This is a genomic window from Caballeronia sp. INML2, from assembly GCF_023631365.1.
GTDB classification, from domain to species: domain Bacteria; phylum Pseudomonadota; class Gammaproteobacteria; order Burkholderiales; family Burkholderiaceae; genus Caballeronia; species Caballeronia turbans.
This window is the reverse complement of sequence record NZ_JALQDH010000074.1, coordinates 217856-242631: the sequence shown is the minus strand read 5'-3', so window position 1 is coordinate 242631 and position 24776 is coordinate 217856. Positions and strand designations below refer to the sequence as shown.

25 protein-coding genes and 1 pseudogene are annotated in these 24776 nt (G+C 61.1%); 11 read left to right on the top strand and 15 right to left on the bottom strand.

Features of this window, described 5'->3' with window-relative positions:
• Positions 1-43 precede the first annotated feature (43 nt).
• The 4 genes from NCT32_RS25960 to NCT32_RS25945 all read left to right on the top strand — a co-directional run bounded on the left by NCT32_RS25960 (position 44) and on the right by NCT32_RS25945 (position 4285).
• Positions 44-244, top strand: a complete 201-nt coding sequence (locus tag NCT32_RS25960) for a DUF3311 domain-containing protein (protein WP_061116376.1) — start codon at positions 44-46, stop codon at positions 242-244.
• Positions 241-1722, top strand: coding sequence for a monocarboxylate uptake permease MctP (gene mctP, locus NCT32_RS25955; RefSeq protein ID WP_061116375.1), 1482 nt, complete (start codon positions 241-243; stop codon positions 1720-1722). The genes NCT32_RS25960 and mctP overlap by 4 nt, the downstream gene beginning before the upstream one ends.
• A 103-nt stretch (positions 1723-1825) precedes the next feature.
• Positions 1826-2785, top strand: a complete 960-nt coding sequence (locus tag NCT32_RS25950) for an LLM class oxidoreductase (RefSeq protein WP_061116529.1) — start codon at positions 1826-1828, stop codon at positions 2783-2785.
• A 27-nt stretch (positions 2786-2812) separates the two neighbouring features.
• Positions 2813-4285, top strand: coding sequence for an amidase (locus NCT32_RS25945; protein ID WP_061116374.1), 1473 nt, complete (start codon positions 2813-2815; stop codon positions 4283-4285).
• A gap of 8 nt (positions 4286-4293) precedes the next feature.
• On the opposite strand, the gene NCT32_RS25940 is transcribed toward NCT32_RS25945, so the two are convergent.
• Both NCT32_RS25940 and NCT32_RS25935 read right to left on the bottom strand, forming a co-directional pair.
• Entirely contained in the window at positions 4294-4767 is a 474-nt protein-coding gene (locus NCT32_RS25940; RefSeq protein ID WP_061116373.1) for an H-NS family nucleoid-associated regulatory protein, read from the bottom strand.
• 346 nt (positions 4768-5113) lie between these two features.
• Positions 5114-5455: a DUF3331 domain-containing protein gene (locus NCT32_RS25935; RefSeq protein WP_250477829.1), complete on the bottom strand. Its 342-nt coding sequence runs from the start codon at positions 5453-5455 to the stop codon at positions 5114-5116.
• Positions 5456-5824: 369 nt separating this feature from the next.
• Here NCT32_RS25935 and NCT32_RS25930 point away from each other — a divergent pair, with 369 nt between their 5' ends.
• Complete coding sequence (locus NCT32_RS25930) at positions 5825-6274, top strand: DUF1488 family protein (protein ID WP_250477823.1); 450 nt, start codon at positions 5825-5827, stop codon at positions 6272-6274.
• Here NCT32_RS25930 and NCT32_RS25925 read toward each other — a convergent pair.
• The 4 genes from NCT32_RS25925 to NCT32_RS25910 all read right to left on the bottom strand — a co-directional run bounded on the left by NCT32_RS25925 (position 6271) and on the right by NCT32_RS25910 (position 11381).
• A complete protein-coding gene (locus NCT32_RS25925; protein ID WP_061116370.1) occupies positions 6271-7539 on the bottom strand; it encodes a cytochrome c in 1269 nt (422 codons plus the stop codon). The genes NCT32_RS25930 and NCT32_RS25925 overlap by 4 nt on opposite strands.
• A gap of 10 nt (positions 7540-7549) precedes the next feature.
• Complete coding sequence (locus tag NCT32_RS25920; RefSeq protein ID WP_250477822.1) at positions 7550-9784, bottom strand: xanthine dehydrogenase family protein molybdopterin-binding subunit; 2235 nt, start codon at positions 9782-9784, stop codon at positions 7550-7552.
• Position 9785: 1 nt separating this feature from the next.
• Positions 9786-10241: a (2Fe-2S)-binding protein gene (locus NCT32_RS25915; RefSeq protein WP_061116368.1), complete on the bottom strand. Its 456-nt coding sequence runs from the start codon at positions 10239-10241 to the stop codon at positions 9786-9788.
• Between the two features lie 264 nt (positions 10242-10505).
• Positions 10506-11381 (bottom strand): LysR family transcriptional regulator, encoded by an 876-nt coding sequence (locus NCT32_RS25910; RefSeq protein WP_250477821.1) that lies wholly within the window; start codon positions 11379-11381, stop codon positions 10506-10508.
• 100 nt (positions 11382-11481) lie between these two features.
• Between NCT32_RS25910 and NCT32_RS25905 the strand changes: the two are divergent.
• A pseudogene (locus tag NCT32_RS25905) lies at positions 11482-12485 on the top strand (zinc-dependent alcohol dehydrogenase family protein).
• Positions 12486-12495: 10 nt separating this feature from the next.
• On the opposite strand, the gene NCT32_RS25900 reads toward NCT32_RS25905, so the two are convergent.
• Both NCT32_RS25900 and NCT32_RS25895 read right to left on the bottom strand, forming a co-directional pair.
• Entirely contained in the window at positions 12496-13023 is a 528-nt protein-coding gene (locus NCT32_RS25900; RefSeq protein ID WP_061116366.1) for a chromate transporter, read from the bottom strand.
• Between the two features lie 4 nt (positions 13024-13027).
• A complete protein-coding gene (locus NCT32_RS25895) occupies positions 13028-13618 on the bottom strand; it encodes a chromate transporter (RefSeq protein WP_061116365.1) in 591 nt (196 codons plus the stop codon).
• Positions 13619-13676: 58 nt separating this feature from the next.
• Between NCT32_RS25895 and NCT32_RS25890 the strand changes: the two genes are divergently transcribed.
• The 4 genes from NCT32_RS25890 to NCT32_RS25875 all read left to right on the top strand — a co-directional run bounded on the left by NCT32_RS25890 (position 13677) and on the right by NCT32_RS25875 (position 16190).
• Complete coding sequence (locus NCT32_RS25890; RefSeq protein WP_250477819.1) at positions 13677-13853, top strand: hypothetical protein; 177 nt, start codon at positions 13677-13679, stop codon at positions 13851-13853.
• Between the two features lie 79 nt (positions 13854-13932).
• The gene (locus NCT32_RS25885; protein WP_061116364.1) at positions 13933-14499 is read left to right on the top strand and encodes a cytochrome b; all 567 of its coding nucleotides are present in this window, start codon (positions 13933-13935) and stop codon (positions 14497-14499) included.
• Positions 14500-14615: 116 nt separating this feature from the next.
• On the top strand, positions 14616-15740 hold the full coding sequence (locus tag NCT32_RS25880; RefSeq protein WP_250477818.1) for a VIT1/CCC1 transporter family protein: 1125 nt from the start codon (positions 14616-14618) through the stop codon (positions 15738-15740).
• Positions 15741-15824: 84 nt separating this feature from the next.
• Entirely contained in the window at positions 15825-16190 is a 366-nt protein-coding gene (locus NCT32_RS25875) for a VOC family protein (protein WP_061116362.1), read from the top strand.
• Positions 16191-16195: 5 nt separating this feature from the next.
• Here the strand turns inward: NCT32_RS25875 and NCT32_RS25870 are convergent, their stop codons facing one another.
• The 7 genes from NCT32_RS25870 to NCT32_RS25840 are packed head-to-tail and all read right to left on the bottom strand — an operon-like array spanning position 16196 to position 23346.
• A complete protein-coding gene (locus NCT32_RS25870) occupies positions 16196-17269 on the bottom strand; it encodes an alcohol dehydrogenase catalytic domain-containing protein (RefSeq protein WP_061116361.1) in 1074 nt (357 codons plus the stop codon).
• Positions 17270-17303: 34 nt separating this feature from the next.
• On the bottom strand, positions 17304-18341 hold the full coding sequence (locus tag NCT32_RS25865; protein ID WP_061116360.1) for an NAD(P)-dependent alcohol dehydrogenase: 1038 nt from the start codon (positions 18339-18341) through the stop codon (positions 17304-17306).
• Positions 18342-18370: 29 nt separating this feature from the next.
• Positions 18371-19117, bottom strand: a complete 747-nt coding sequence (locus tag NCT32_RS25860) for an SDR family oxidoreductase (protein WP_061116359.1) — start codon at positions 19115-19117, stop codon at positions 18371-18373.
• Between the two features lie 10 nt (positions 19118-19127).
• A complete protein-coding gene (locus tag NCT32_RS25855; protein ID WP_061116358.1) occupies positions 19128-20108 on the bottom strand; it encodes a sugar-binding transcriptional regulator in 981 nt (326 codons plus the stop codon).
• Between the two features lie 46 nt (positions 20109-20154).
• On the bottom strand, positions 20155-21006 hold the full coding sequence (locus NCT32_RS25850) for a carbohydrate ABC transporter permease (RefSeq protein WP_061116528.1): 852 nt from the start codon (positions 21004-21006) through the stop codon (positions 20155-20157).
• A gap of 11 nt (positions 21007-21017) precedes the next feature.
• On the bottom strand, positions 21018-21947 hold the full coding sequence (locus NCT32_RS25845; protein ID WP_250477816.1) for a carbohydrate ABC transporter permease: 930 nt from the start codon (positions 21945-21947) through the stop codon (positions 21018-21020).
• Between the two features lie 28 nt (positions 21948-21975).
• Complete coding sequence (locus tag NCT32_RS25840) at positions 21976-23346, bottom strand: sugar ABC transporter substrate-binding protein (protein ID WP_061116356.1); 1371 nt, start codon at positions 23344-23346, stop codon at positions 21976-21978.
• Positions 23347-23521: 175 nt separating this feature from the next.
• On the opposite strand from NCT32_RS25840, the gene NCT32_RS25835 reads away from it, so the two are divergent.
• Entirely contained in the window at positions 23522-24643 is a 1122-nt protein-coding gene (locus tag NCT32_RS25835) for an ABC transporter ATP-binding protein (protein ID WP_061116355.1), read from the top strand.
• The last annotated feature ends 133 nt before the right edge of the window (positions 24644-24776 follow it).

The following is a 24776-nucleotide window of genomic DNA, read 5'->3' as shown; positions in this document are numbered from 1 at the left end:
CGGCGGCACATTCTTTCGGCGCTGATTCACGAGGAGAGATGTTTTGGAATCCAACAACGATGCGTCCGCCAGCCCATGGCTTTGGGTCGCGCTATTGATACCCTACGTCGCGCTGCTCTGGCTGCCGTTCTATAACGACACGCACCCTTCATTCGCGGGTTTTCCGTTCTTCTACTGGTATCAGTTCCTTTGGGTGCCGCTCACGTCGCTCCTGCTTTATATCGTGTACAGGGGCCTGAAATGAACGATCTCACGCCCGTCGATCCAGTTGCGATGACGATCTTCATCGCGTTCTTTGCGCTCGTGACCGTCGTCGGCTTCTTTGCCGCACGCTGGAAACGCGGCGATCTCACGCAGCTCCACGAATGGGGCCTGGGCGGCCGCCAATTCGGCGTGTTGATTTCGTGGTTCCTCGTCGGCGGCGATTTCTATACCGCCTATACCGTGATTGCTGTGCCGGCGCTCGTCTATTCAGTAGGTGCGTACGGCTTCTTCGCGCTGCCTTACACGATCATTGTCTATCCTTTCGTATTCGCAGTGATGCCCAGGTTGTGGAAGATCGCTCATGCGAAGAATCACATCACGGGCGCCGATTACGTGCAGGGTGAATACGGCGGCAAATGGTTCCCCGCAGCGGTGGCGATCACGGGCATCGTCGCGACCATGCCTTATATCGCGCTGCAACTCGTCGGCATGCAAGTGGTCATCAAGGGTCTCGGCGTGACGGGCGAACTGCCGCTTATCATCGCATTCGTGATCCTCGCGCTCTATACCTATACGAGCGGGCTGCGCGCCCCCGCCATGATTGCGTTCGTGAAAGACATCATGATCTATATCGTCGTGATCGCTGCGGTATGGCTCATTCCAGCGAAGCTCGGCGGGTACGCGCATGTGTTCGATTCGGCCGATCAATACTTCAAGGCGAAGGGCGGCCCGACAGGCATCATCCTCAAGCCGGGTCAATTCACGGCGTATGCTTCGCTCGCGCTGGGCTCGGCGCTTGCCGCATTCATGTATCCGCATACGATGACGGCGGTGCTCTCGTCATCGTCCGCGACGACGGTGCGCAAGAACGCCATCTTCCTGCCCGCCTATACGCTGCTGCTCGGTCTGATCGCGCTGCTCGGCTATATGGCGATCGCGGCGGGCGTGCGCGTGAAGTCCGCATCGGATGTCGTGCCCGCCTTGTTCGGTGCGCTGTTTCCATCGTGGTTCGTGGGCTTCGCGGCTGCGGCCATCGCGATCAGCGCGCTCGTACCGGCGGCGATCATGTCGATTGGCGCGGCGAATCTGTTCACGCGCAACTTGTGGCGTCCGCTCGTTTCGCCCGACATGTCGTCCGCTGCCGAAGCATCGACCGCGAAGCTCGTGTCGCTCGTCGTCAAGTTCGGCGCGTTGCTATTCATCGTGTTCCTTCCGACGCAGTATGCAATCGACTTGCAGTTGCTGGGCGGCGTCTGGATCCTGCAGATTTTCCCGGCGATCGTGTTCACGCTGTTCACGCGCCGGCTGACGACGCCTGGCCTCTTTCTCGGCTGGCTGATCGGCATCGTATTGGGCACAGGCCTCGCGATCTCGCAAGGACTCAAGCCGGTCTATGCGGTGCATGTCGGTGAAGCTTCATGGCCGGTCTATATCGGCCTGATTGCGCTCGTCGTGAATATCGCCGTGACGTATGTCGTTTCCCTGGTCACGCGACGCAGCGTGGCGCTTTCGGCCTGAGCGCCCAAAGCTCGACAATGCCCGTGCCTCATTGCGCCGGGCATTGTTTGCACATGCAGTGATACCATCGGCGTCAAGCCCTCTACTTGACGCAATGCGTGTCATGACCGCAAGCGAAAACACTCTGGCCTCGTCTTCCATCGCGAATGCGGTGTTTGCGCAAGACAAGCTCTCTATCGGCATCACATTGCCGATCACATGCGATAACCAAACCGCAGTCGACTTCAACGAGCAGATCGCGCTCGCGCGACTCGCCGATAAGCTCGGCTTTCGAGCGCTGTGGGTTCGGGACGTGCCGCTCAATAGCATCGATTATCCGGACCCGGTCGGGCATCTCGACCCGTGGGTGCTACTCGGCGCGCTCGCATCCAATACCGAACGCATCGCGCTGATCAGCGGCGCGATCGTGTTGACACTCAGACATCCGCTTCACGTCGCGAAAGGCGCGATTTCCGTCGACACGCTATCGCAGGGACGCTTCATTCTCGGTGTCGGTTCAGGCGATCGTCCGCCGGAATATGCGGCTTTCGGCCGTGATCCCGATAACCGGCGGGAACTGTACAAACAGCATTGGGCCACCCTCGCCGCAGCCGTTACCGTGCCCTCTCGCGTGATTCCCGATCAGGCACCCGAAGGCGCGCCCGAGTTCTATTTGCTGCCTCGCCGGAGCGTTTCCATTCCAATGCTTGCCGTCGGTTCCGGCGGACAGAGCGTCGACTGGATTGCGCGTCACTCGCTTGGCTGGATGACTTATCATCGCGAGCCGCAAGCGCAGCGCGGGCGATACAGCATGTGGCGCGCGGCAGTGGATCGTGCGGCGTCCGGGGCCTTTCGTGCGTTCGGCGTCGCAATGCGGCTCGATCTCAGCGACGACGCCGATGAGCCCGCAACCGATATTTCGCTCGGTTATCGCACGGGCCATCGCTCGCTCATGGCGCTCCTGCATGAGATGCGCGACAGCGGCACGCATCACGTGACGCTCAACATCACACCGGAACGAAGGCCTGCGCGCGATATCATCGAGGAAGTCGCCGCATATGTGCTTCCCGAGTTTCATCGCTGAATCCGTTCTCTTATTCACGACACGACCATGACCGCACTCGATGCAAACTCCGCGTCCTTGCCCGGCGACGATATCGTTTCGCTCGACGCCGTCGCTCTCTCTCGTGCGATTCAAGCACGCGCTGTTTCCTGCGGCGAAGTCATGAACGCTTATCTTGCGCAAATCGATCGCATCAACGCTGCGGTCAACGCGATCGTGGCGATGCAGGATCGCGATGCGCTGCACGCGATTGCGGGCGAACGCGATGCGCAGTTAACCAGGGGCGAAAGCCTCGGACCGCTGCACGGCTTTCCGCAAGCGCCCAAAGATATCCTGCCCGTCGCCGGCATGGTCACGACGAAAGGCTCGCCTATATTTGCGGGCGAAATCACCCAAGTCGATGCGGTCGTATTCGAACGCATGCGTAAAGCAGGCGCGATATTCATCGGCCGCACCAATTCGCCGGAATTCGGCTTGGGCGGACACACCTATAACCCGGTGTACGGCACCACGCGCAACGCGTTCGAGCCCTCGCGCTCCGCAGGCGGCAGCAGCGGCGGCGCAGCCGTCTCGGTCGCGCTGCGCATGCTGCCGTGCGCGGACGGCTCCGACATGATGGGCTCCTTGCGCACGCCCGCCGCATTCAATAACGTCTTCGGCTTTCGCACGACACCGGGGTGCGTGCCTTATGCGCCCAGTGACGACGTATTCTTTCAGCAATTCAGCGTCGCCGGTCCGATCGCGCGAAACGTTCCGGATCTCGGCTTGCTATTGTCGGTGCAGGCGGGCTTCGATAGGCGTGCGCCTCTGTCCCGCAGAAGCGACAATCCCGCTGATTTCGCGAATGCGCTCGAACGCGACATGCGCGGCACACGCATCGGCTGGCTGGGCGATCTGAACGGACATCTGCCGATGGAAACGGGCTTGATGGAGACTTACGCATCGGCGCTGCGTCACTTCGAAACAGTGGGTTGCACCGTCGAACCCGCCAGGATCGACTTCGATATCGGCCGCCTCTGGAATGCATGGATCGATCTGCGCAGCCTCACCTTCTCCGGCACCAACGCGTCGCTTTATCGCGATGCCGCGAAGCGCAAGCTGCTTAAACCCGAAGCGGTATGGGAGATAGAACGGGGCCTCAAACTATCGGGAGAAGATGTTTCGCGCGCAGTTCGCGACCGCGCGGCCTGCTATCAGGCGATCAACGCGCTATTCGATCGCTTCGACTATCTGTTGATGCCGTCGGCTCAGGTCTTTCCTTTCGATGCGGAGCTAGACTGGCCTCATGCTATCGCCGGCCGGGAGATGGATACCTATCATCGCTGGATGGAAACTGTGGTTCCGGCAACGATGGCTTCGCTGCCCGCGTTGAGCGCGCCGGCCGGCTTCGGCCCCGACGGCTTGCCGGCCGGATTGCAGATCATCGGTCCGACACAAGGCGATCTCGGCGTGCTGCAGATTGGGCTCGCTTACGATCGCGCAAGTGGATTCTCGAACGCGCGCAGCCCCTTGCTTGGCTAAAGCCACATTCAGGCGACGGCGCGCTGCACGCTCTTGTGCGCGCCTTTCTTGGCGGTCGTGCGTCCAGCCCGCTTTACGGATGCCGCACGGCCCTTTCGCGCACCACCTTTTTTCGCCGCGCCGTTCTTGCCTGATGCAGCATCGATCAGGTACACGCTGCGGTCAGGCGCATCCTTGATCCATGCCGGCGGCCGCGCATGACCGCTCCAGGTCGCGCCTGATAGCGGGTCACGATACTTCGGTGGAAGTTTGGGCTTCATGGCGCCATTCTTTAAACCGGCTGAATTCTTCGATCCCGTCTTACGGCCGCGTTGCTTCGCCGCGCCTAAGCCTGCTTTGGCGAGATCCGCCGTGGTCAAGCCATATTCATCCATCATCGCCCGGATCTGAGCGATCACCTGGACCGACTCTCTTTCCCGCAAGGCATCCGCGCGGCGCTGCAATTTTCGAATCTGACTTTCCAATTGCGCCAATGTAGCCATGTCCCCTCCCGGATCGTCATTGTGGATCACAAGGCGTCTGTCTAATGAGTTCGCTTGACGCCTGACTTCTCCTACATGCAAATCTTATATGGTTATGTCGATCCTAAGCACTCTTGTTAAAAGATTGATCTCGAATACTTCAATCTTTCTAAAGTGCATGGCCTGAACCTCACCCGCAAAGCAGTTGATTCATTTCTCAACGACATCCTCGTCAGACATTTAGCGAAAAGCGCTTAGTCCATGAATTGTCTAGCACGGGGTTCACGCAAGGCCGTGCCCGCGCGGGCGGGCACAAACGACAAGGACTCGTGCGTTGCGCACGCGTGACGCGGCGGTAAAGCCGCTATCACTCGGAAACGAGGCTCGCTTCCTGTTCAGCCGGTGTGAGAGCAAGCGCGAGAATCATCGCGCCACTGTTGAGCGGCACTGAGCTGCCGACACGCCTCGGCCTATAGACCGGTTGCCCACGCCTGATCGCCTGCCCGCTCAACGCGCACGTTCCGCGCTTGCGGGCGGTACAAAGCGCCCAGACCTGCTCCGAGTAGTTGAACGATGTGGGATCGTGCCATGAGAGCGCCAGCGTCGATTCGCTCAGACGCTCCAGCACGCGGATATTGACGCAATGCTCTTCACCGGGTCCGATGCACGTACCCTTGCCCGGCACGTTGCGCACGAGCGATCGTGTCATCACCGCCATTTTCTCGTGCGCTTCTGACGGCCGGCTGGGACAGCTGTCGAGCAAAGCCAGGGTACGGCTCCAGGGATCCATCAACGATGGAAGCTTCATAATCGCTCCTGCAGGCGACAACGCTTGCCGCGGCAGAAGCCGGGTGGACGTTGCCGGTGGAGTTCCGGGGAATGCGCCGCACGACCCGCTTCCTGAGCCGGTCTGCCGCGCCGCTTCGGATGATCGTTCCTAGAGTAGTACACCTGAGCATGCTTTTGTTTTCATTTTTCCACGCCACAGTAAAGACATGTCAGCTTTGACATTTCGAATTCGCTGGCACTCTGTCGCGCTATCGGGTGCAACCGCACCAAACATTAGACTCTAACCGAGATGATTCGAACGAACGTTCGATTTAAAGATCAAGGCATTGCGCAACAGTCTGTGCGTCGCCGCTCCGACGAACGCCCGCTTCTGGCCGTTCGCGCACGTTTCGGGCTGAATCGGGGATGCGCGAACTCGCCGATTTCTGACACAATAAAAACCAGCGAACCGCACTTCTCCTGTCGAATCATGACAAGCAAGCTTTCGATCCATGCCACCATTTCGGCGGACCGCGCCTCCGTCAGCTTTGTCGCGTTTTCGCGCGAGCAAGCAATTCAATGCAACATCACGCGCAAGGCATTGGAGCAGTGTTTCTGGGCGCCGGCCGGGGCGAGCGACGAACGCCTGCTGAAAGCGCTGAGCGACGGCTATGAACGGATCAGCGCTAGGGTGCATCGAAAGTTCCTTGCGCATCCATCCAGTTCAGTTCATCTGGATGTCATGGATTTTTCGTCCTAGCGTGCCGCCTGCGTCGCCTTGCGCATCTTTGCAACGTCCTCTGCCTGGACCGCCGGCGTGTTGTTGTTCCAGGCGCCGCGGATGAAAGTCAGCACATCGGCGACTTGCTGATCATTCAGCACGGGCGAATAGCGAGGCATTGGATAAGGCGCCGGCACGCCATTCAGCACGAGATCGTCAGTGCCGTTAAGCGTCACGTTGATGAGCGACGAAGGATCCTTCTCCAGAACGTTCGGATTACCCGCAAGCGGTGCGAGCATCGGCGCGAACCCGCGACCGTCGGCGCCGTGGCAATGCATGCAGTAAGCGGTGTAGACACGCGCACCCGAGTCCGTCGCGGCCGGGCGTGTCAATGACACTTTGGTCGCTTTCTGATCATATGAATACGGCGCGCCGCCACTGCCGCCCGCCGCCGGCAAAGACTTCAGGTAGCGCGCCATTGCGGCGACATCGGCGTCGCTCAGCGCTTGCGTGCTGTTATTGATGACGCTCGTCATTGAGCCGAATGCCGACGCGTGCGCATTCGCGCCTGTCTTGAGAAACGTTGCGACGTCCTGCTCGGACCACCGTCCAAGTCCGGTATTGTGTTCGCCTGTCAGATTGGAAGCGAACCAGTTATCGAGCAAACCGCCCGTCAAATATGCGCTGCTGCTCTCGTCCAGTCCTTTTTCCTGAAACGCGATGCCGCGCGGCGTATGACACGAGCCGCAATGCCCGAGGCCTTGAATCAGATACGCGCCGCGATTCCAGGCGACATCCTGGCCGGCCTTGCTTCGATAGACTCCTTTTTCGAGGAACACCGCATTCCAGAGCTTCAACGGCCAGCGCATATTGAGCGGCCACTTGATATCCGCTTCACGATTGGCCTGCTTGACAGGCGCGACGCCATGCATGAAATACGCGTAGAGGGCATGCATGTCCTCGTCGTTGATCTTTGCATAAGACGGATACGGCATCGCCGGATAGAGATTGTGGCCGTCCTTCGCCACGCCTTCACGCAATGCTCGCGCGAATTCCTCCTCTGTATAGCGGCCAATACCCGTGTCCGGATCAGGCGTGATATTGGTCGTGTAGATGGCGCCTAAGGGCGTCATCATCGGCAAGCCGCCCGCAAGTGGCTTGCCGCGCGGCGCCGAATGGCACGCAATGCAATCGCCCGCCCTCGCGAGATACGCGCCACGCGCGACGAGCGCATCGTCGGCCGCATAAGCCGAAGACATGAAAGCGAACAACACCGCAAAGAGAGGCTTCGATGCATTTTTCATGATGGCCTCCTCAAGCGCTACGCAATTGATTGCCAACCGGTAACTGCCTCAGCCGCTTGCCCGTCGCTGCGTGAATCGCATTGGTGATAGCCGGCGCAAGCGCCGCCGTGCCCGGCTCGCCAATGCCGCCCGGGGACTCCATGCTCTTGACGATATGCACTTCCACCGGCGGCGTTTCGTGTATGCGCAGCATTCGATAATCAGTGAAATTGCTTTGCTCGACGCGCCCGTCCTTGATGGTGATTTCACTGTAAAGCGCAGCCGTGATACCGAAGATGATGCCGCCCTGCACTTGCGCTTCGACTGTATTGGGATTCACGACCATGCCGCAATCGACCGCGCACACGATACGGTTCACCTTCACCGCGCCGTCCTTGTCGACCGCGACATCCGCGACGATCGAGAAGAAGCTGCCGAACGCATGCATGACCGAGACGCCGCGTCCTTGTCCTTGCGGCACCGATTGCTTTCCCCATCCGGCCGCCTGTGTCGCGACGTCGAGCACGTTACGTGCGCGCGGCGACTTGCCGAGCAGAGCGCGCCTGTATTCCACCGGATCCGCTTTCGCCTGAATCGCCAGTTCATCGATGAAGCTCTCGACGACGAAGGTACCGCGCGTCGGTCCTACGCCGCGCCAGAACGCGGTGGGTACGTCATGCGGTTCCAGGCGCACGTAATCGACGAGCTGATTAGGCAGGTCGTAGGGAAGATCGGATGCCACTTCGACCGCATCGGGATCGATACCGTCCTTGAAAGCGGGCGGCGCAAAGCGCGCGAGCACCGACGACCCGACGATGCGATGCGTCCATGCTACCGGCTTGCCGTTCGCATCGAGTCCGGCGGATAGCTTGTCGTAGTAGCACGGCCGATACATGTCGTGCTGAATGTCTTCCTCGCGCGACCAAGTCACCTTCACGGGCACGCCGAGCGCCTTGCCGATCTTGAGCGCTTGCGTGGCCATGTCGAATTCGAGCCGCCTGCCAAAGCCGCCGCCGAGCAGATGGTTATGTACGAAGATCTTGTCGGCGGGCAAGCCGGTGGCTTTCATTCCGGCATCGCGGATACGCGTGGGCACTTGGGTGCCGAGCCAGATATCGCAGCCATCGGGGCGCACATGTACGGTGCAGTTGATCGGCTCCATCGTCGCATGCGCGAGAAACGGCTGAACGTAGACTGCGTCGACGCGCGTTTTCGCGCTGGAAAACGCGTTGTTCACGTCGCCTTCCTTGCGCGCGACAGCGCCCGTGCGCTGCGACGCATGCGCCATGTCATCGACGATCTGCTTCGTCGATACACTGGCACTCGGGCCTTCGTTCCATTGAATCTGCAATGCGGCTGCGCCTCGCTTGGCTGCCCACGTATGTTCGCCGATCACCGCGACGCCATTGTCGAACTTCACTACCTGGCGCACGCCGGGAATCTTCTTCGCGTTGCTGTCGTCGACCGATGCGAGCGTGCCGCCGAATACCGGGCAATTGACGATCGCCGCATACACCATGTCGGGCAGGCGCACGTCGAGGCCGAACATCGCGGTGCCGTCGACTTTTTCCGGCGAATCGAGACGTCTGACCGGCGTGCCGATTATCTTGAAGCTATTCGGATCCTTGAGTTTGATGTCTTGCGGCACGGGCAATCTCGCGGCCGCTTCGGCGAGCTCGGCATAACTCGCGCTGCGATCACCCGATGCATGCAACACCTTGCCGCCTTGCGCCATACAGGACGACGGATCGCATTGCCATTGCTGCGCCGCCGCCGCGACGAGCATCATGCGCGCGGCCGCACCGGCCTTGCGCAACGGCTCCCATGCATAGCGCACGGATGTCGAGCCGCCCGTCAATTGGCCGCCCAATAGCGGGTCCGTGAAGAGCTTTTCGTTGGGCGGCGCATGATCGATCGTGACGCTGTCGAGCGGTACTTCAAGCTCCTCGGCGATCAACATGGGCAGCGCGGTATAGACGCCCTGACCCATTTCGACCTTCGGCATGATGAGCACGATCTTGCCGCTCTTGTCGATCTGCACGAACGCATTCGGCGCGAATATGCCGTCTTGCGGAGACTCGATGGCATCACCGCCGATCACGGACTTGCCTTTGCTCCGGTCCTGGCTGGCGGCTGGCAGGCTGAAGCCGATCAGCAATCCGCCGCTTGCGGCGACACCCGCCGTCACGCCGAGCTTCAGAAACGTGCGGCGCGATAACCCCGCGCGAGCCGCGTGATGTCCCGCTTCGATCAATCCTTGCGACATGTCACGCCTCCTTCGCGGCCTGCTTGATGGCAGCGCGGATGCGGTGATAGGTGCCGCAGCGGCAGATGTTGCCTGCCATTGCGGCGTCGATATCGGCGTCGTTGGGATCGGGGACGGTCGTGAGCAATGCCGCCGCGGACATGACTTGTCCGGACTGGCAATAACCGCATTGCACGACATCGAGTTGACGCCATGCCTCTTGCACTTTCCTGCCGGCAGGCGTGTCGCCGACGCCTTCGATCGTCGTCACCTTGCGATCGCCGACCGCTGCGATCGGCAACACGCATGAACGAACGGCGACGCCATCGAGATGAACGGTACATGCACCGCATTGCGCGATGCCGCAGCCAAATTTGGTTCCCGTCAGTCCCACGATGTCACGCAATACCCAAAGAAGAGGCATGTCGGGCGGTACGTCGATCGTGTGATTCTCGCCATTGATGGAAAGCGTGCTCATGAGCGGCTCCGGCTTATAAGGTTTCGGCGGATATCGCCATGGCCAACTGCGTGCAGTGGCAGTCGGTTTTCAGGCACCGGGATTGTAGCGCCGCTTTAAAAATCAGGCTTGGATGACGGCGCGTTTACGCATAACTTTGCGCTTGCGCTTCAGATTGCTGCGCGCGCTTTGGGTCTTCCCGATTGCCTGAAACTCCAATATGCGGGCAGTAACGCGATCAATTTAATGAAGGTTGGCGGATAGGACAGTTAGTTGCATCGATAATCAACTGTTATCCCGCTGAAGCGCCGCCACGGTTTCGTCCAGCAATGCGCGCAGGCGAGCCACGCGTTTCAGATCGCGGTGATAACCCAGCCATACGTCCCTTCCGGGCGGGGCTTCTCCAACATCGAAGCGAGCCAGGCGCGCGTCGCCATCGCCTAGCGGGCATGGCAAAACCGCGTAGCCCGTACCTTGTGCACACATTTGCGCTTGCGCGTCGCGATTATTGCTGCCGAAAACGATCTTCGCGTTGGGCAACATGCGCTTTACCCAAAGCACATCCGGCAACTGATCGAATGCGCTATCCATGCTGATGAGCGTCTGCCCTTTTCCGTCACCCGCTTTGGGCGATGTCAGATCGGCACGTCCATATAACGCGTAATCGATATGCATGAGCTTGCGCTGTATGACGTCGGGTTCGTCGAAGGGCGTGATTCGAAACACGAGATCGGCTTCGCGTCGCGCGAGGTTATAGCGCCGCGCATCGGTGACGAGTTCGATCGATACCTCGGGATGTTTCGCGAGAAAGCGCGCGAATATCGGTGTAAGCACATGCACGCCGAACCAGTCCGACGATGACACTCGCAGCACACCCGTGAGCTTCGCATCCTGTCCCGCGAGCGCGCGCGTGAAGCTGAGCGCCTCTTCGTCCATGCGTTCGGCATACGACAGCACGGCCGCGCCTTCGTCGGTCAACACGAAGCCGTCGCGCGTACGCTGGAAAAGCACGTGACCCAGCGATTCTTCAAGCGCGCGCAGTCGCCGCCCCATCGTCGGCTGGGTTTGGCCGATCATTCTTGCGGCCGCGCCGAGCGTGCCGCTGCGCGCTATCGCAAGAAAGATGCGAACGTCACTCCATTCGAGATTTGGCCCATTCATTTTCGTATGATCATCGTGCGACTCTGTCGATTTACATGCTTGGGTGCATGGCCGAGTATGGGCGCACTGCCATCAGCCTTCAACCTTTCCGGAGTCGACGATGTCCACCATGCAAGCCCTCATCTCGATCGTCACAACGGCCCGCTCGAACTCGTCGCAATCGATCGTCCCGCAGCGGGCCCGGGACAAGTACTCGTGCGTATCGCCGCGAGCGGGCTCAATCCGCTCGACACCAAGATTCGCGCGGGCGCCGCGGCACATGCAAAACATCCCTTGCCGCTCGTGCTCGGCATCGATATGGCCGGTGTCGTCGAAGCAGTCGGTGCAGGCGTCGATGCATTCAAGCCGGGCGATGCGGTGTACGGCATGACCGGCGGAGTCGGCGGCATTCAGGGCTCGCTCGCGCAATACGCCGCAGTCGATGCCGCGCTTCTCGCGCATAAGCCCGCGAATCTTTCGATGCGCCACGCGGCCGCCCTGCCGCTCGCGTTCATCACGTCTTATGCGGGCATCGTCGATCGCGCGAAATTGCAAGCTGGGCAAACCGTGCTCGTGCAAGGCGGAGCCGGTGGCGTGGGGCACGTGTCCGTGCAACTCGCGCGCGCACTCGGCGCACATGTGTTCGCTACCGCAAGCGAGCGCGATCACGCCTTCATTCATAGCCTCGATGCGACGCCGATCGACTACCGCAATACGAGCGTCGAGCAATACGTCGCCAGGCATACGAACGGCTCCGGCTTCGATCTCGTCGTCGATACCGTCGGCGGCGCTTCACTCGATGCATCGTTCGCAGCAGTGAAGCACTTCGGTCATGTCGTCAGCGCGTTGGGATGGGGCACGCATGCGCTCGCGCCGCTGTCGTTTCGCGAAGCGAGTTATTCGGGCGTGTTCACGCTGCATCCGCTACTGACGGGACAGCATCGCGCGCATCATGGCGAGATGTTGTACGAAGCGACCCGGCTCGCCAAAGCGGGCAAGCTCGCGCCTCGCGTCGATGCGCGACGCTTCGATTTCCATAGCGCGGAGCGTGCTTATGAGGCGCTGCTGGATGGCACGGCGCGCGGCAAAATCATCGTCGATGTCGATGCGGCGCTTGCCGGCTAGGTAATGGTTATCAGCCGAATACGCCTGCCAGCCCGAGGAGAGCGCTCGCCGCGACGAGATAGATCGGATTGAGCTTGCTGCGATAAGCGACTGCTGCGCACACGAGCGTGCAAAGCGCGCGCGACACGTTCACATCGGTCTCGCGCGCAAACACATAAGCGGCCGATACGAGCAAGCCCACGGTCACCGGAGCGAGTCCTTTGCGAACCGCGGCGACGATGCGCGAGTCCTGCCTGCGCTCCACCCATGCGCTCACGAAATAGGCCATCAACGAAGAAGGCAAGATCTTCGCGATCGTCGAAACGAGTGCTCCGGAGAGTCCCGCCGCCTGAAAGCCGATCAACGCGACCGCCATGCCGTTCGGACCCGGCGCGGCCTGCGTGATCGAGAAGAACGTGACGAACTGCTCGCCCGTGACCCAATGACGCGTATCGACTGCATAACGCTGGATATCGGCGAGCGTTGCATTCATGCCGCCGACGGCGAGCAGCGACCAGATCGAACCATGCACGAATAGATCGGCGAGCGTGCTCCACATCGCATTAATCCTTCTGCGCGCGCCGTAGCATCGTGATCGTGCCGAGCGGCCCCAGCACGGCAAGCACGATAAGAAGTGGAATCTTCATGAGCGCAATGCTGATGAACGTCGCGGCCACGAGCACGATGCTGGCCACGCCACGCGGCAAGCTCGTCACGAGCTTGAGCACGGTCGCGATGACGAGCCCCGTCGCAGCAGGCATGAGTCCCGCGAAGAGATGTGCGGTGACCGGCGCATGTCCCCATCGGGCATACGCATAACCGATCCCGATCGTGATGATGGTCGGTGCGAGATACAGCGCGAACACCGCGACTGCCGCACCTTTCGCGCCGCGATATTGCCGCCCGAGCACGGTCGCGATGTTCGCGACGTTCGGCCCCGGCAGTAATTGCGCGAGCGGCAACAACTCCGCGAACTCACGGCTCGTGAGCCAGCCCAGACGCTCCACCAGCATGCGGCGCGCCCACGGCAACACACCGCCAAACCCCGTCAGGCCAATGAAAAAGAAAGCTTTGAAAAGCGCGAACGAGGTGGGCACGGGCGGCACGCCGGGCGTGGTCATTTCGCTCGACGAGGCGGCGGTGGGGGCAGTCATCGTGATATGCGTTGTCGTAAGAAGCGCGCTATAACCTGGCCATTTCGAACGAAGCCGGGTGAAAGACATCTTCGACACTCAAGCGGCGTTTCGACAACACTTGAGAGTTATGATCGCGCAGGAAGGTTTCGAGTGTAGCGCGATTCACTTCGATGCCGCAGGGCCAGTGGTCATCGCCCATCAGAAATTCGGCGTGTCGATGCCCCTTTCTTTCGAGGCGCTAAGGCTCGCCTAAGCATTTTGTCCCCATCATCAAGGGTTGCGGTCGCATTTGCACGACCGCGCCTCGTCTCGTCTCGTCGGAGAAACATGTCATGCGCCAGGAATTCGCATCGGTCTATAACCCGCCCGCTCGTCTCTTTCACTGGGCCACGGCCCTGCTGCTGCTCGTTCAATATGTGCTTGCCTGGGCGATGCCGGACGTGCATCGCGACACGAAGCCCGTGGGTTTGATCGCATGGCATCTGGGCGTCGGCGTCGTGATCGTGCTGCTCGTCCTCGTGCGCCTGCTCTGGCGCAGCGTGCATCCCGCGCCGCCCGAGGCCGGCAATTTGCCCGCCCCCTTGCGCGCGCTCGCGCGCTACACGCATTGGTTGCTCTACCTGCTGCTGATCGCGGTTCCGTTGATGGGATGGGCCAATGCATCGTCGCGCGACTGGCCCGTTACGCTGCTCGCCTCCATTCCGATGCCGCCGCTCTCGCCCGCCGGATCGCCCGTCGGGCACGCGCTCGGTGACTGGCATCGCGTCTTCGCATGGGTGCTGCTTGCGCTCGCAGGCTTGCATGTCGGCGCGGCACTGTTTCATCAATTCGTGTTGCACGATGAAACGCTGACCCGCATGCTGCCGTCGCAACGCAAGCGGGTTGCATCGAAACAATGACGACGATGAGACGCGATTCCATTCTCACTCATCGCATGTCGTAGGGTTATTCAATATAAGACGTGGCGTTCCTCTTTACTCTTGGATGATCGAGACGAACGATAAAAGGTGACGTCATGGCGTCCCAGACCGAACTCAAACGCTTTACGGCTAATCTCGCCGACGAACTCGACAGCGCCGCGCTCTACGACACGCTCGCGCAAGCAGAAACGCAGGAAGGGAAACGGCGCGTGTATGCGGAGCTGGCCGAGGCAGAGCGCCGTCATGCCGACATATGGGCCGCGAAGTTGCGGGAGAACGGCGTCTCCGTGCGAACGCATCGCATCAGCGCGAAGACACGAATCATGCGCGCGCTGGCCCGTGCGTTCGGGCCGGACTTCGTGTTGCGCTCCGTCGCCGCAAACGAAATGGCCGATCGCGACAAGTACGCGGGACAGCCCGATGCGGCGCAAATGTCGGCGGAAGAATGGCATCACGCGGATATCGTTCAGGACGTGGCGAATCGCAGCAAAGGTCTGAGCAAGGGAGGCGCGATCGCAGCGGCCGAATCGTGGCATCGCGGCGTGGCGTCGGGCAATGATCTGCGGGCGGCCGTGCTCGGCGCGAACGACGGCCTCGTGTCGAACTTCTGCCTCATCATGGGCGTCGCCGGCGCGGGCAGCGACAGCAAGACGGTGCTTCTCACCGCATTCGCGGGCCTCATGGCGGGGGCCGCATCGATGGCGCTGGGCGAGTGGCTCTCCGTGACCAACGCGCGCGAACTCGCGCGCACGCAAATCGCAAAAGAGAAAGACGAGCTGGACCACATGCCCGATGCGGAGCGTCACGAGCTCGCGCTCATCTATCAGGCGAAGGGCATCGATGCCGCGGAAGCGAAGCGCGTCGCCGCCCAGATCATGCGCGACAAGGACAAGGCGCTGGATACGCTCACGCGCGAAGAACTCGGCCTCGATCCGCGCGAGCTTGGCGGCAATCCGTGGACCGCCGCGCTCGCATCTTTCACGTTGTTCGCGGTGGGCGCGATCATTCCGGGAATCGCGTTTCTATGGGCGCGCGGCGCCGAGGGCATCGCGCAATGCATTGTCTTGAGCGGGCTCGGACTGGCGGGTATCGGCATGTTCACATCGCTCTTTAATGGACGTAGCGCACTCTTTTCGGCAACGCGGCAAGTGCTGATCGGGATGATCGCCGCAGGCTGCACGTTCGGCCTCGGCAAGTTGCTGGGCGTGTCGCTTTCATGATCGAGCGCGGCCCCATTCATCGGCATCGTGAGGCCATTGGGCGGGACGGTACACTACGCCCTCCCATCTCACTGAATCATCCCGATGAACCAACTTCTCGCGCTGCGCCCATTCGTTCCCGCCAGAGACTTCGAGTTGTCCAGGCGCTTCTATGAAGCACTGGGCTTTCGCGTCACGCATCAGGACGACGACATCGCGATGCTCAAAGCCGAAAGCTTCAGCTTCATTCTGCAAAACTTCTACGTGAAGGAGTTCGCGGAAAACTGCATGCTGCAAATGCTCGTGCGCGATGTCGACGCGTGGTGGCGCGAAATGAAACCCGAAGAACTGAGCGAGCGCTTCACCGTCAAGCCAGCGCGCGCGCCCGCGATCCAACCGTGGGGAATGAAAGTCGGCTTCGTGTTCGATCCTTCGGGCGTGCTATGGCATGTGGGCGAAGTGCCGTTCTGACGCAATCATTTCGGCTTGAGCAGCACCTTGATCGAGTCGAGCGAATTCGCGATCTTGATGGCCTCGTCCCACTCGTCCAGCGTGAAGCCATGCGTGACGATGCCCTTCGACGTTACGAGCCCGCGCGCGAGCAGATCGATTGCGATCGGATAGCAATACGGCCCGAGATGCGCACCGCGGACATCAAGTTCCTTACGATCGCCGATGATCGACCAGTCGACGGTCGTATCCGCGCCGAATACCGAAAACTCGACGAAACGGCCGAGCTTGCGAATCAGTTCCAGCCCTTGTGATACACCGGCCGGCACGCCAGTAGTCTCTATATATACGTCGCAGCCGTAGCGATCGGTGATCGAGCGGATCGTCTCCAGCGCATCGTCGGTTTTCGGGTTGATCGTGATATCGGCGCCGTACTCGCGGGCCAATGCGAGACGCTCGTCCACGAGATCGATCACGACGAGCTTCTTCGGCGTCTTCAGATGCGCCACCTGCGTCATCATCAGCCCGAGCGGTCCCGCGCCCGCGATCACGACGACGTCGCTCAACTGGATATCGCCGCGATTTACCGTATGGATCGCGCATGCGAGCGGCTCGATGATCGCGGCGTCTTCGAGCGAAATGCCATCGGGAATCTTGTGCACGATCGCCGTCGGCGGAAAGCGCATGTATTCGGCCATGCCGCCATCGGCCACTTCGCGCTGAAAGCCGAAGATGTTATGCACTTCGCACATCCAGTACTCGCCCGACTTGCAATAGCGGCATTTCGCGCAAGGCACGATCTGCTCGGCGATCACGCGGTCGCCCTTCTTCACGCCGAAGTGCGCTTCGGCGCCTTCACCCAGCTCCTCGACATAACCGAAGAACTCATGCCCGGGAATGACCGGCGCCTTGACCCACGGATTCGGGCCGCCCCAGAACATCTTCGCGCCCGACCAGCATTTGCAGTCGCTCGCGCAGATGCCGCAGGCGGCGATGCGGATCACGAGCTCGTTTCTCGCAGCACTCGGACGCTGCACGCGCTCGACGCGATAGTCCTTCGGCGCGCGGCATACGATCGCTGTCATCTCTGCATCGGCCATGACGTGTCTCCCTTTCGTTATATGAACGACGAACTCACTCTTCCAGGACGATCTGCACCTTCACGTCGGTCGGCACGCCGCTCGCCGCTTCCTCGAACGCCTTGATGCCTTCCGCGAACGGGAACGTGCGCGAGATGAACGGCTTCACATCGAGCCTGCCCGATGCGATCAACTGAATCGCACGCGGGAAGATATTTGCATAGCGAAATACCGATTCGATCCGCGCCTCCTTGATCTGCACCGCGACCACGTCCAGCGCAATCGCGCGCTGCGGCATGCCGACAAGCACGAGGCAGCCGCCCGGGCACAGCAGATCGACGATGCCGTCGAACGCCTTCTCGTTGCCGCTCGCCTCGAACACGATGTCCGCGCCCCAGCCATCCGTGAGTTCATGCACGACATCGAGAGCACGCCTGTCGCGGATGTTCACGGGGGTCACACCTTGCACACCGCCGATCAGGTCGAGCTTCTCCTGCACGAGATCGCAGACGATCGCGCGGCTGCATCCGCCCGCGAGCGCGGCGAGCGCGCACATCATGCCGATCGTGCCCGCGCCGAGCACGACGGCCACGTCGCCCGGCTTGATCGCGGCTTTCTTCGCGGCCTGCAAACCGATCGACAGCGGCTCGACGATCGCTCCTTCCGCGAAGCTCACGTTATCCGGCAACTTGTACGTGAAGCCGGCCGGGTGCACCACATAAGGCGCGAGGCAGCCATTTACCGGCGGCGTCGCCCAGAAGCGCACTTTCGGATCGAGGTTGTACAGGCCTTCACGCGATGCGCGTGATTCCATGTCCGGCACGCCCGGCTCCATGCATACCCGATCGCCCGCCTTCAGATGCTTTACGTCCTCGCCGACTTCGACGATCGTGCCCGATGCCTCGTGCCCGAGCACCATCGGCTCGTTCACGACGAAGGGTCCGATGCGGCCATGCTGATAGTAGTGAATATCGCTGCCGCAAATCCCGACCGTATGAATCTTGATGCGCACGTCGCGCGGGCCCACGACCTGCGGCAAGCTGAACGGACGCAAGCTGATGCGTCTTGCTTCTTCGAGAACCAGTGCTTCCATCGTCGTTCCTTTGAGAGAGATAAGCGGCATCAGCAGGACTGGAATCCGCCATCGACCAACAGACTCACGCCGCTCACCATGCTTGAATCGTCGGAGAGCAGGTACGCGATCGTTCGCGCCACTTCCACCGGCTGCACGAAACGATTCATCGGAATGCGCGCGAGCATGGGCCCGGCCTTGGCGGGATCGCTCCACGCGCGTTCGCCCATCGGCGTCATCGTGACGGTGGGAAGCACGGCGTTCACGCGAATGCCATGCGGACCGAGTTCGTTGGCCATCACGCGGGTCATGGCGTCGAGCCCGCCTTTCGATGCGCAATAGGCCGCATGCAGCGCAAAACCGACATTCGCCGACAAGCTCGACACGTTGACGATCGATCCGCCGACGCCGCGCGCGATCATGCTCTTCGCGCACTCCTGCGCGACGATCATCGTGGCGCGCAGGTTCACGTTCATCGTGAGGTCGAAGGCTTCGACGGACGTATCGAGGAACGGCTCCAGTATCGCGATGCCCGCGTTGTTCACGAGCAGATCCACGGGCTGAACCGCGCGCGCGGCTTCGCGCGCAGCGTGTGCATCGGCGAGATCGACGGCGATGGTTTCGCAGCCGGTCTCATTCTTCAGCGCATCGAGGTCGGCGGCGCTGCGGCTCAATGCGATCACGCGCGCGCCGCGCTCGATCAGCAGATGCACTGTCGCATGACCGATGCCCTTGCCCGCGCCCGTGACGAGCACGGTCTTGCCCGCGAACTCGCGGTTTCTGTCGATAGCTGTCATGGTGTCGTCTTCAAGGCTCGTCGCACAGACGCCGTGCGGTGTCCTCGTCGGTCACGAGCACCGACGGATAGCGCCCGCGCAACGCCGCGCGCGTCACATGGAATTTCTTCTGGCCGCCGCTCACCAGAATCACGCGCTTCACCCGTCGCAAGTCATCGAGCGTGATCGCGACGGTGCGACGGTTCAGCGGATGATCGATCAGTTCGCCGTCTTCATCCATGAAATGACCGAGCATGTCGCCGACCGCGCCCGCCTTTTGCAGCGTGCGCAGTTGCTCGGGATTGTCGATGCCGTAAGTCACGACGAGCGATTCCGTCAGATCGCCGCACGTGAGCAATGCGAGGTCGGCGTTGCGCGCGAGTTCATATGTTTCCCGCACGGTCTCTTCCTGCAGGATCACGTCGCGCGCTTTCTGACTGCTCACGTAAATCGGCGCGGCGAAGAGATAGCCATCGGCGCGGCAGATGTTCGCGAAGTCCGACACGATATCGAACGTATTGATGCTCGGGCAATGCGACAAGCCGCCCTGCAACGACACCGCCGACACCGCGCCATACGTGCGCTGCGGCATCGCGCGCAGCACCGCGCGAATCGTCCGGCCCCAGCCGAGACCGATGGTTTGCCCTGCAACGATCTGCTTGGCGAAGTAGGAAGCTGCGCCGATGCCGAGCGCCGCATTGTTCGCTTCGTTGTTCGCGCCGGTCGGCACGACGACCGCGCATTCGAGGCCGAAGCGCTTCGCGAGCGCTTCTTCGAGCGCGACGCACGGCGCGATCTTGCTGTTGATCGTGATCTGCACGAGGCCGGATTCGCGGCTCGCGGCGAGCAGCCGGTTCACGCGCACGCGGTTGCTGCCGATGCGTTGCGCGATCTCCTGCTGCGTCAGATTGCCGACGTAGTAGTGCCACGCGACGCGCGCCTGGAGTTCTTCTTCCGAATCGATGGACTCGTCCGCTTCCGCGATGGCGATGGACGGTGCGCTCTTGCTCATGCTTATGGTCATGCTGTTCCGTTGTTCAATGAAAGGCTGCGGGATTTTATTTCACCGCGCCCATCGTCAGGCCTTGCACGAGTCGGCCCGACACGAGCAGCGCGAATACCACCATCGGCAGCACGATCAGCGTGCCCGTCGCCATGATCTCGCCCCACGGCAATTCATAGCCGCTCATGTAGCTCGTTGCGGCGACGGGCGATGTAATCGCGTCGCTGCGCGTCAGCACGAGCGCATAGAGCAGATCGTTCCACGAGAAAATGAACGCGAAGATCGCCGAGACGACGATGCCCGGCATCGCGAGCGGCAGATTGATGCGCCAGAACACGCGCCACGGCGACGCACCGTCGAGACGCGCGGCTTCGTCGAGCTCGACTGGAATGTTGCGGAACTGGTCCGTGCAGATCCATACGACGATCGGCAACGAGAACGTCAGATACAGCAGGATCAGCACGATATGCGTATCGACGAGATCGAGCTTCGTCGCGATCAGGAAGAACGGCACCGCGAGCACGACCGGGCTCACCATGCGGTTCGAGATGAACCAGAACCACAAGTCTTCCTTGCCGCGGAATTCGTAGCGCGCGAGCGCATAGGCGGCGGGTGTGCCGAGCAGGATCGCGAGGACCGTCGTGCTGCACGCGATGATGAGCGAGTTCAGCAGGCTGCCCGCCACGTCATGTTCGAAGAGCGCCGCGGTGTAGTGATGGAAGGTGGGCGAGAACAGCCATTTCGGCGGATACGCGAGCGCATCGGCCTGGCTTTTCAGGCTCGTCGTCACCATCCAGTAGAACGGAAACACCGACGACAGAAACACGACCACCAGACCGATAAAATGCCATACAGTGGCGCGTTTTCTTGCGGCCCGTGCGCGCTTCGCGCGTTGCGTGACTGGCATATTGATCGAACTCACGCAGCCTCCCGATACACGAAACGGATATAAAGACGCGACAGCACGATCGTCAGGATGAGCAGGATGATCGCCTGCGCGGACGCCATGCCCTGATCGAAGAGACGAAAGCCCACGCGCTGGATATAGACGCTGATGAATTCCGTCGCGGCGCCGGGCCCGCCGCGCGTCATCGTGAAGACGGCATCGAACATCTTGAGCATGTCGGCCGAGCGAAGAATGAGAATGGCCGTGAGACCCGGAAGCAGATACGGACGCTGCAGGTGCCAGAGAATCATGCTCCACTTCGGCGTTTCGAGGCGCGCGGCTTCTTCGGCTTCTTTGGGCACCATCGACAGTCCGGCGAGCAGGATCAGCGCGCAGAACGGCGTCCATTGCCAGATATCCATGATCATCACGGAGACGAACGCGAGCGTCGGATCGGCGAGCCAGTCTTGCGGCGGAATGCCGACGAGCCCGGTCAGATAGTTCGCCACGCCGAACTGACGATTGAAGATCAGCCGCCCGATGAGGCCGACGACCGCATACGTCGTCGCCATGGGAATGACAAGGCTCACACGCGCGGCCGCACGCATCCACGGCAATTCCGTGCGATGAAGCAAAAGCGCGGCGAAGAGGCCGAGCGCGATCTCGATCGGCAAGGTCACGCAGAGGAACAACGCGGTGCGTCCGAGCGCGCCCCAGAAGCTCGGATCGGTCAGCGTCGCGATGTAATTGTCGACACCGATGAACGGCGTTCCCGAACCCAGATCCGCGAGCTTGTACTGATGGAACGAGTTATAGAGCGCAAGCAGCAGCGGATAGATGCCGATGACCGCGAGCGCGGCGATTGCGGGTATCAGGAACCAGAAAGCGGGCGAACGCGGCACGATGCCGAAGTAGCGCGCGGGCTTGCGCGGTCCACGCGCACGCATTGCAGGTGAAGCCATTCGAACGCCTCCGGTTCCTTGAATGAAGTTACTTCAGCAAAGGCTTCTTGCCGTCGTAATAGCCCGCTTTCTTCAGGATGTCCTCGGTCTTCTGACCGATGGTCTGCGCGCCTTCCTTCACCGTCACCTGGCCGAGCATCATCTTGCTGCCCCATTCGCCGATGACCTCCGACACGGCAGGCCATTCCGGGAAGCGCGGACGATAATCCGGCACGCCGCCCTGCCACGATTCGACCATCGGCTTCACGAACGGATACTTGTCCTGCACGGCCTTGTCCTGATACACCGCCGTGCGCGCCGGCACGCCGCCCGCTTCGAGGTAGGGCTTCGCCATCGCTTCCGACGTGATCCATTGAATGAACAGCCACGACGCCGCCTGCTTCTTCGCGTTCGACTTCGCGTTCACGGCGAGCGAGAAGCCGCCGAGCGCCGGCTTGAGGCCAGCGGAACCTTTCGGCTCGGTGGTGATCGCGAGACAGTTGCCGAGCTTCGACTTGCTCGGATCGGTCAGTGTCGGATAGAACGCGGACCACTCGGTGATCATCGCGACCTGGCCTTGCGCGAGTGCGTTCACCGCTTCCGCATGATCGAAATCAACGATGCCCGGTGGCATGTACTTCATCAGCTTCTGCCGATATTCGAGGCCCGCCTGCGATTGCGCGGACATCAGATTCGACTTGAACTTCGCATCGAGCAGCGAGCCGCCATTCGGCCACAGCACGCGCATGAAGCTATCCGCCGATTGCGTCTCGCCGCGCCGCGACTGCAACGCGAACGCGAACTTGTCGCCCTTCGTGAGCTTCGGCGCATACGTGTTGAGCAACTCGTCCCAGGTTTTCGGCGGTTCGTCGAAACCCGCGTCCTTCAACATGCACTTGTTGTAGAACATGAGGCCCGAATAGTTATCGAACGGCAGACCGTAGGTGACCTTGTCCCACGTGCCGAACGAATCGAGCAGGATCGGGAAGAAGCCCTTGAGGTTCAGGTTCGGGTCGGCGAGTTTCGGATCGTCGGTGAACTTCTTGATCGGCACGAGCCACTTGTTGCTCGCGAATTCGCCGATCCACACGACATCGACGAGCACGATGTCCTGATCGCCGCCACCAACGAAGTTGAGCACTTCCTTCTCGCGCGTGTTCTCGTAAGGAATCACTTCCCAGCGCACCTTGATGCCCGTCTCTTTCTCGAACTGCGGGATCAGTTGCTGCGCGGCCTTGTAGCCGGGACGATCGAGAAAGATGGCCTTGATCGTGGTGCCCGAGTATGGCTGCGCCGCTTCCTTCAAAGTCCAGGCCTGCGCGTTCGATGCGGCGAACGCTGCGCTCGCCGCCAGCAGCGCGACCGCCGCGACGTGTTTGATCGGGCCGAGCTGCGTGGCCGGGATGAAGCGCTTCTTCATGCCTGTCTCCTTGGTTTTTATCGAGCGGGTAAGGCTTACGGGTTCGGCTTTGTCGTGCGTCGTTTCACTTGTAATTTCGGTTTTACAATTGTATATTTTGGCGCGAGCAGGTTGTCAAGAACAAATTCGACGATGCGTCCGATGCTGCGCTGCCGCAGCAAACAGGAGACAACGTATGAGCGCAGTCCATTTGCAGCAGATCCGCAAGAGCTTCGCGGGCGTCGATGTGTTGAAGGGCGTCGACATCGAGGTGACAGATCGCGAGTTCATGGTCTTCGTCGGTCCCTCGGGGTGCGGCAAGTCCACCTTGCTGCGCACCATCGCAGGTCTCGAACGCAGCGACTCGGGGCAAGTACTGATCGGCGGCGAAGACGTCACCGAGCTCGAGCCTTCGCAACGCGGCGTCGCGATGGTGTTTCAGTCGTACGCGCTCTATCCGCACATGTCGGTCTACGAAAACATCGCGTTCGGGCTGCGCATGCTCAAGTTGCCCGAAGCGCAGATCAAAGAGCGCGTGCATCGCGCGGCGGAGATTCTGCAGATCGGCCAGCTGCTCGAACGCCGTCCGCGCGCATTGTCGGGCGGGCAGCGTCAGCGCGTTGCCATTGGACGTTCGATCGTGCGCGAGCCTAAGGTCTTTCTCTTCGACGAACCGCTTTCCAATCTCGATGCCGCATTACGCGTGCAGATGCGTCTCGAACTCATCAAGCTGCACAAGCAGCTCAATGCGACGATGATCTACGTCACGCACGATCAGACCGAAGCCATGACGATGGCCGATCGCATCGTCGTGCTGAATCACGGACGCGTCGAACAGATCGGCTCGCCGCTCGAGTTGTATCGCACGCCGCACAATCGCTTCGTGGCGGGCTTCATCGGCTCGCCTAAGATGAACTTCATGGACGTGCGCGTGATGCGGGTCGATGCCGCCGGGGTCACCATCGAGCTGCCCGGCGGCGAGCCGCTTACGCTGCCTTTTGCGGCGTCGACCGTGCGAGCGGGCGAAACGCTCACGCTCGGCATCCGGCCCGAGCATTTCGTCGAAGCAGGCGGCGGCGATATCGACAGCGGTCTCTCCGGCGAAGTCATGGTGATCGAGCATCTCGGCGGCGAGACGCTGCTGCATGTGCGGTTGCCAAACGAACTCGTGATTCAGGTGAAGGGTTCGGGCGAATCGACGGCCGTCGAAGGGCAGCGCCTCAATGCGGGCTTCAGCATTCGCCATGTGCATCTGTTCCGCGAGGATGGCAGCGCGCTCGAACGCATGTGGCCAGTCGCGCAGACCGCAACCGCCTGACCAGCCATTCTTTCGGCATCGGTCCGGATTACAAACGTTCCAGAATTATTGAGCAGAAGCTTCAAAACGGCATGCCGATGCAGGCGGACGCGAACTCGGCTTATGTGCGCCAGCCCACACAGCAGAAGGCGTC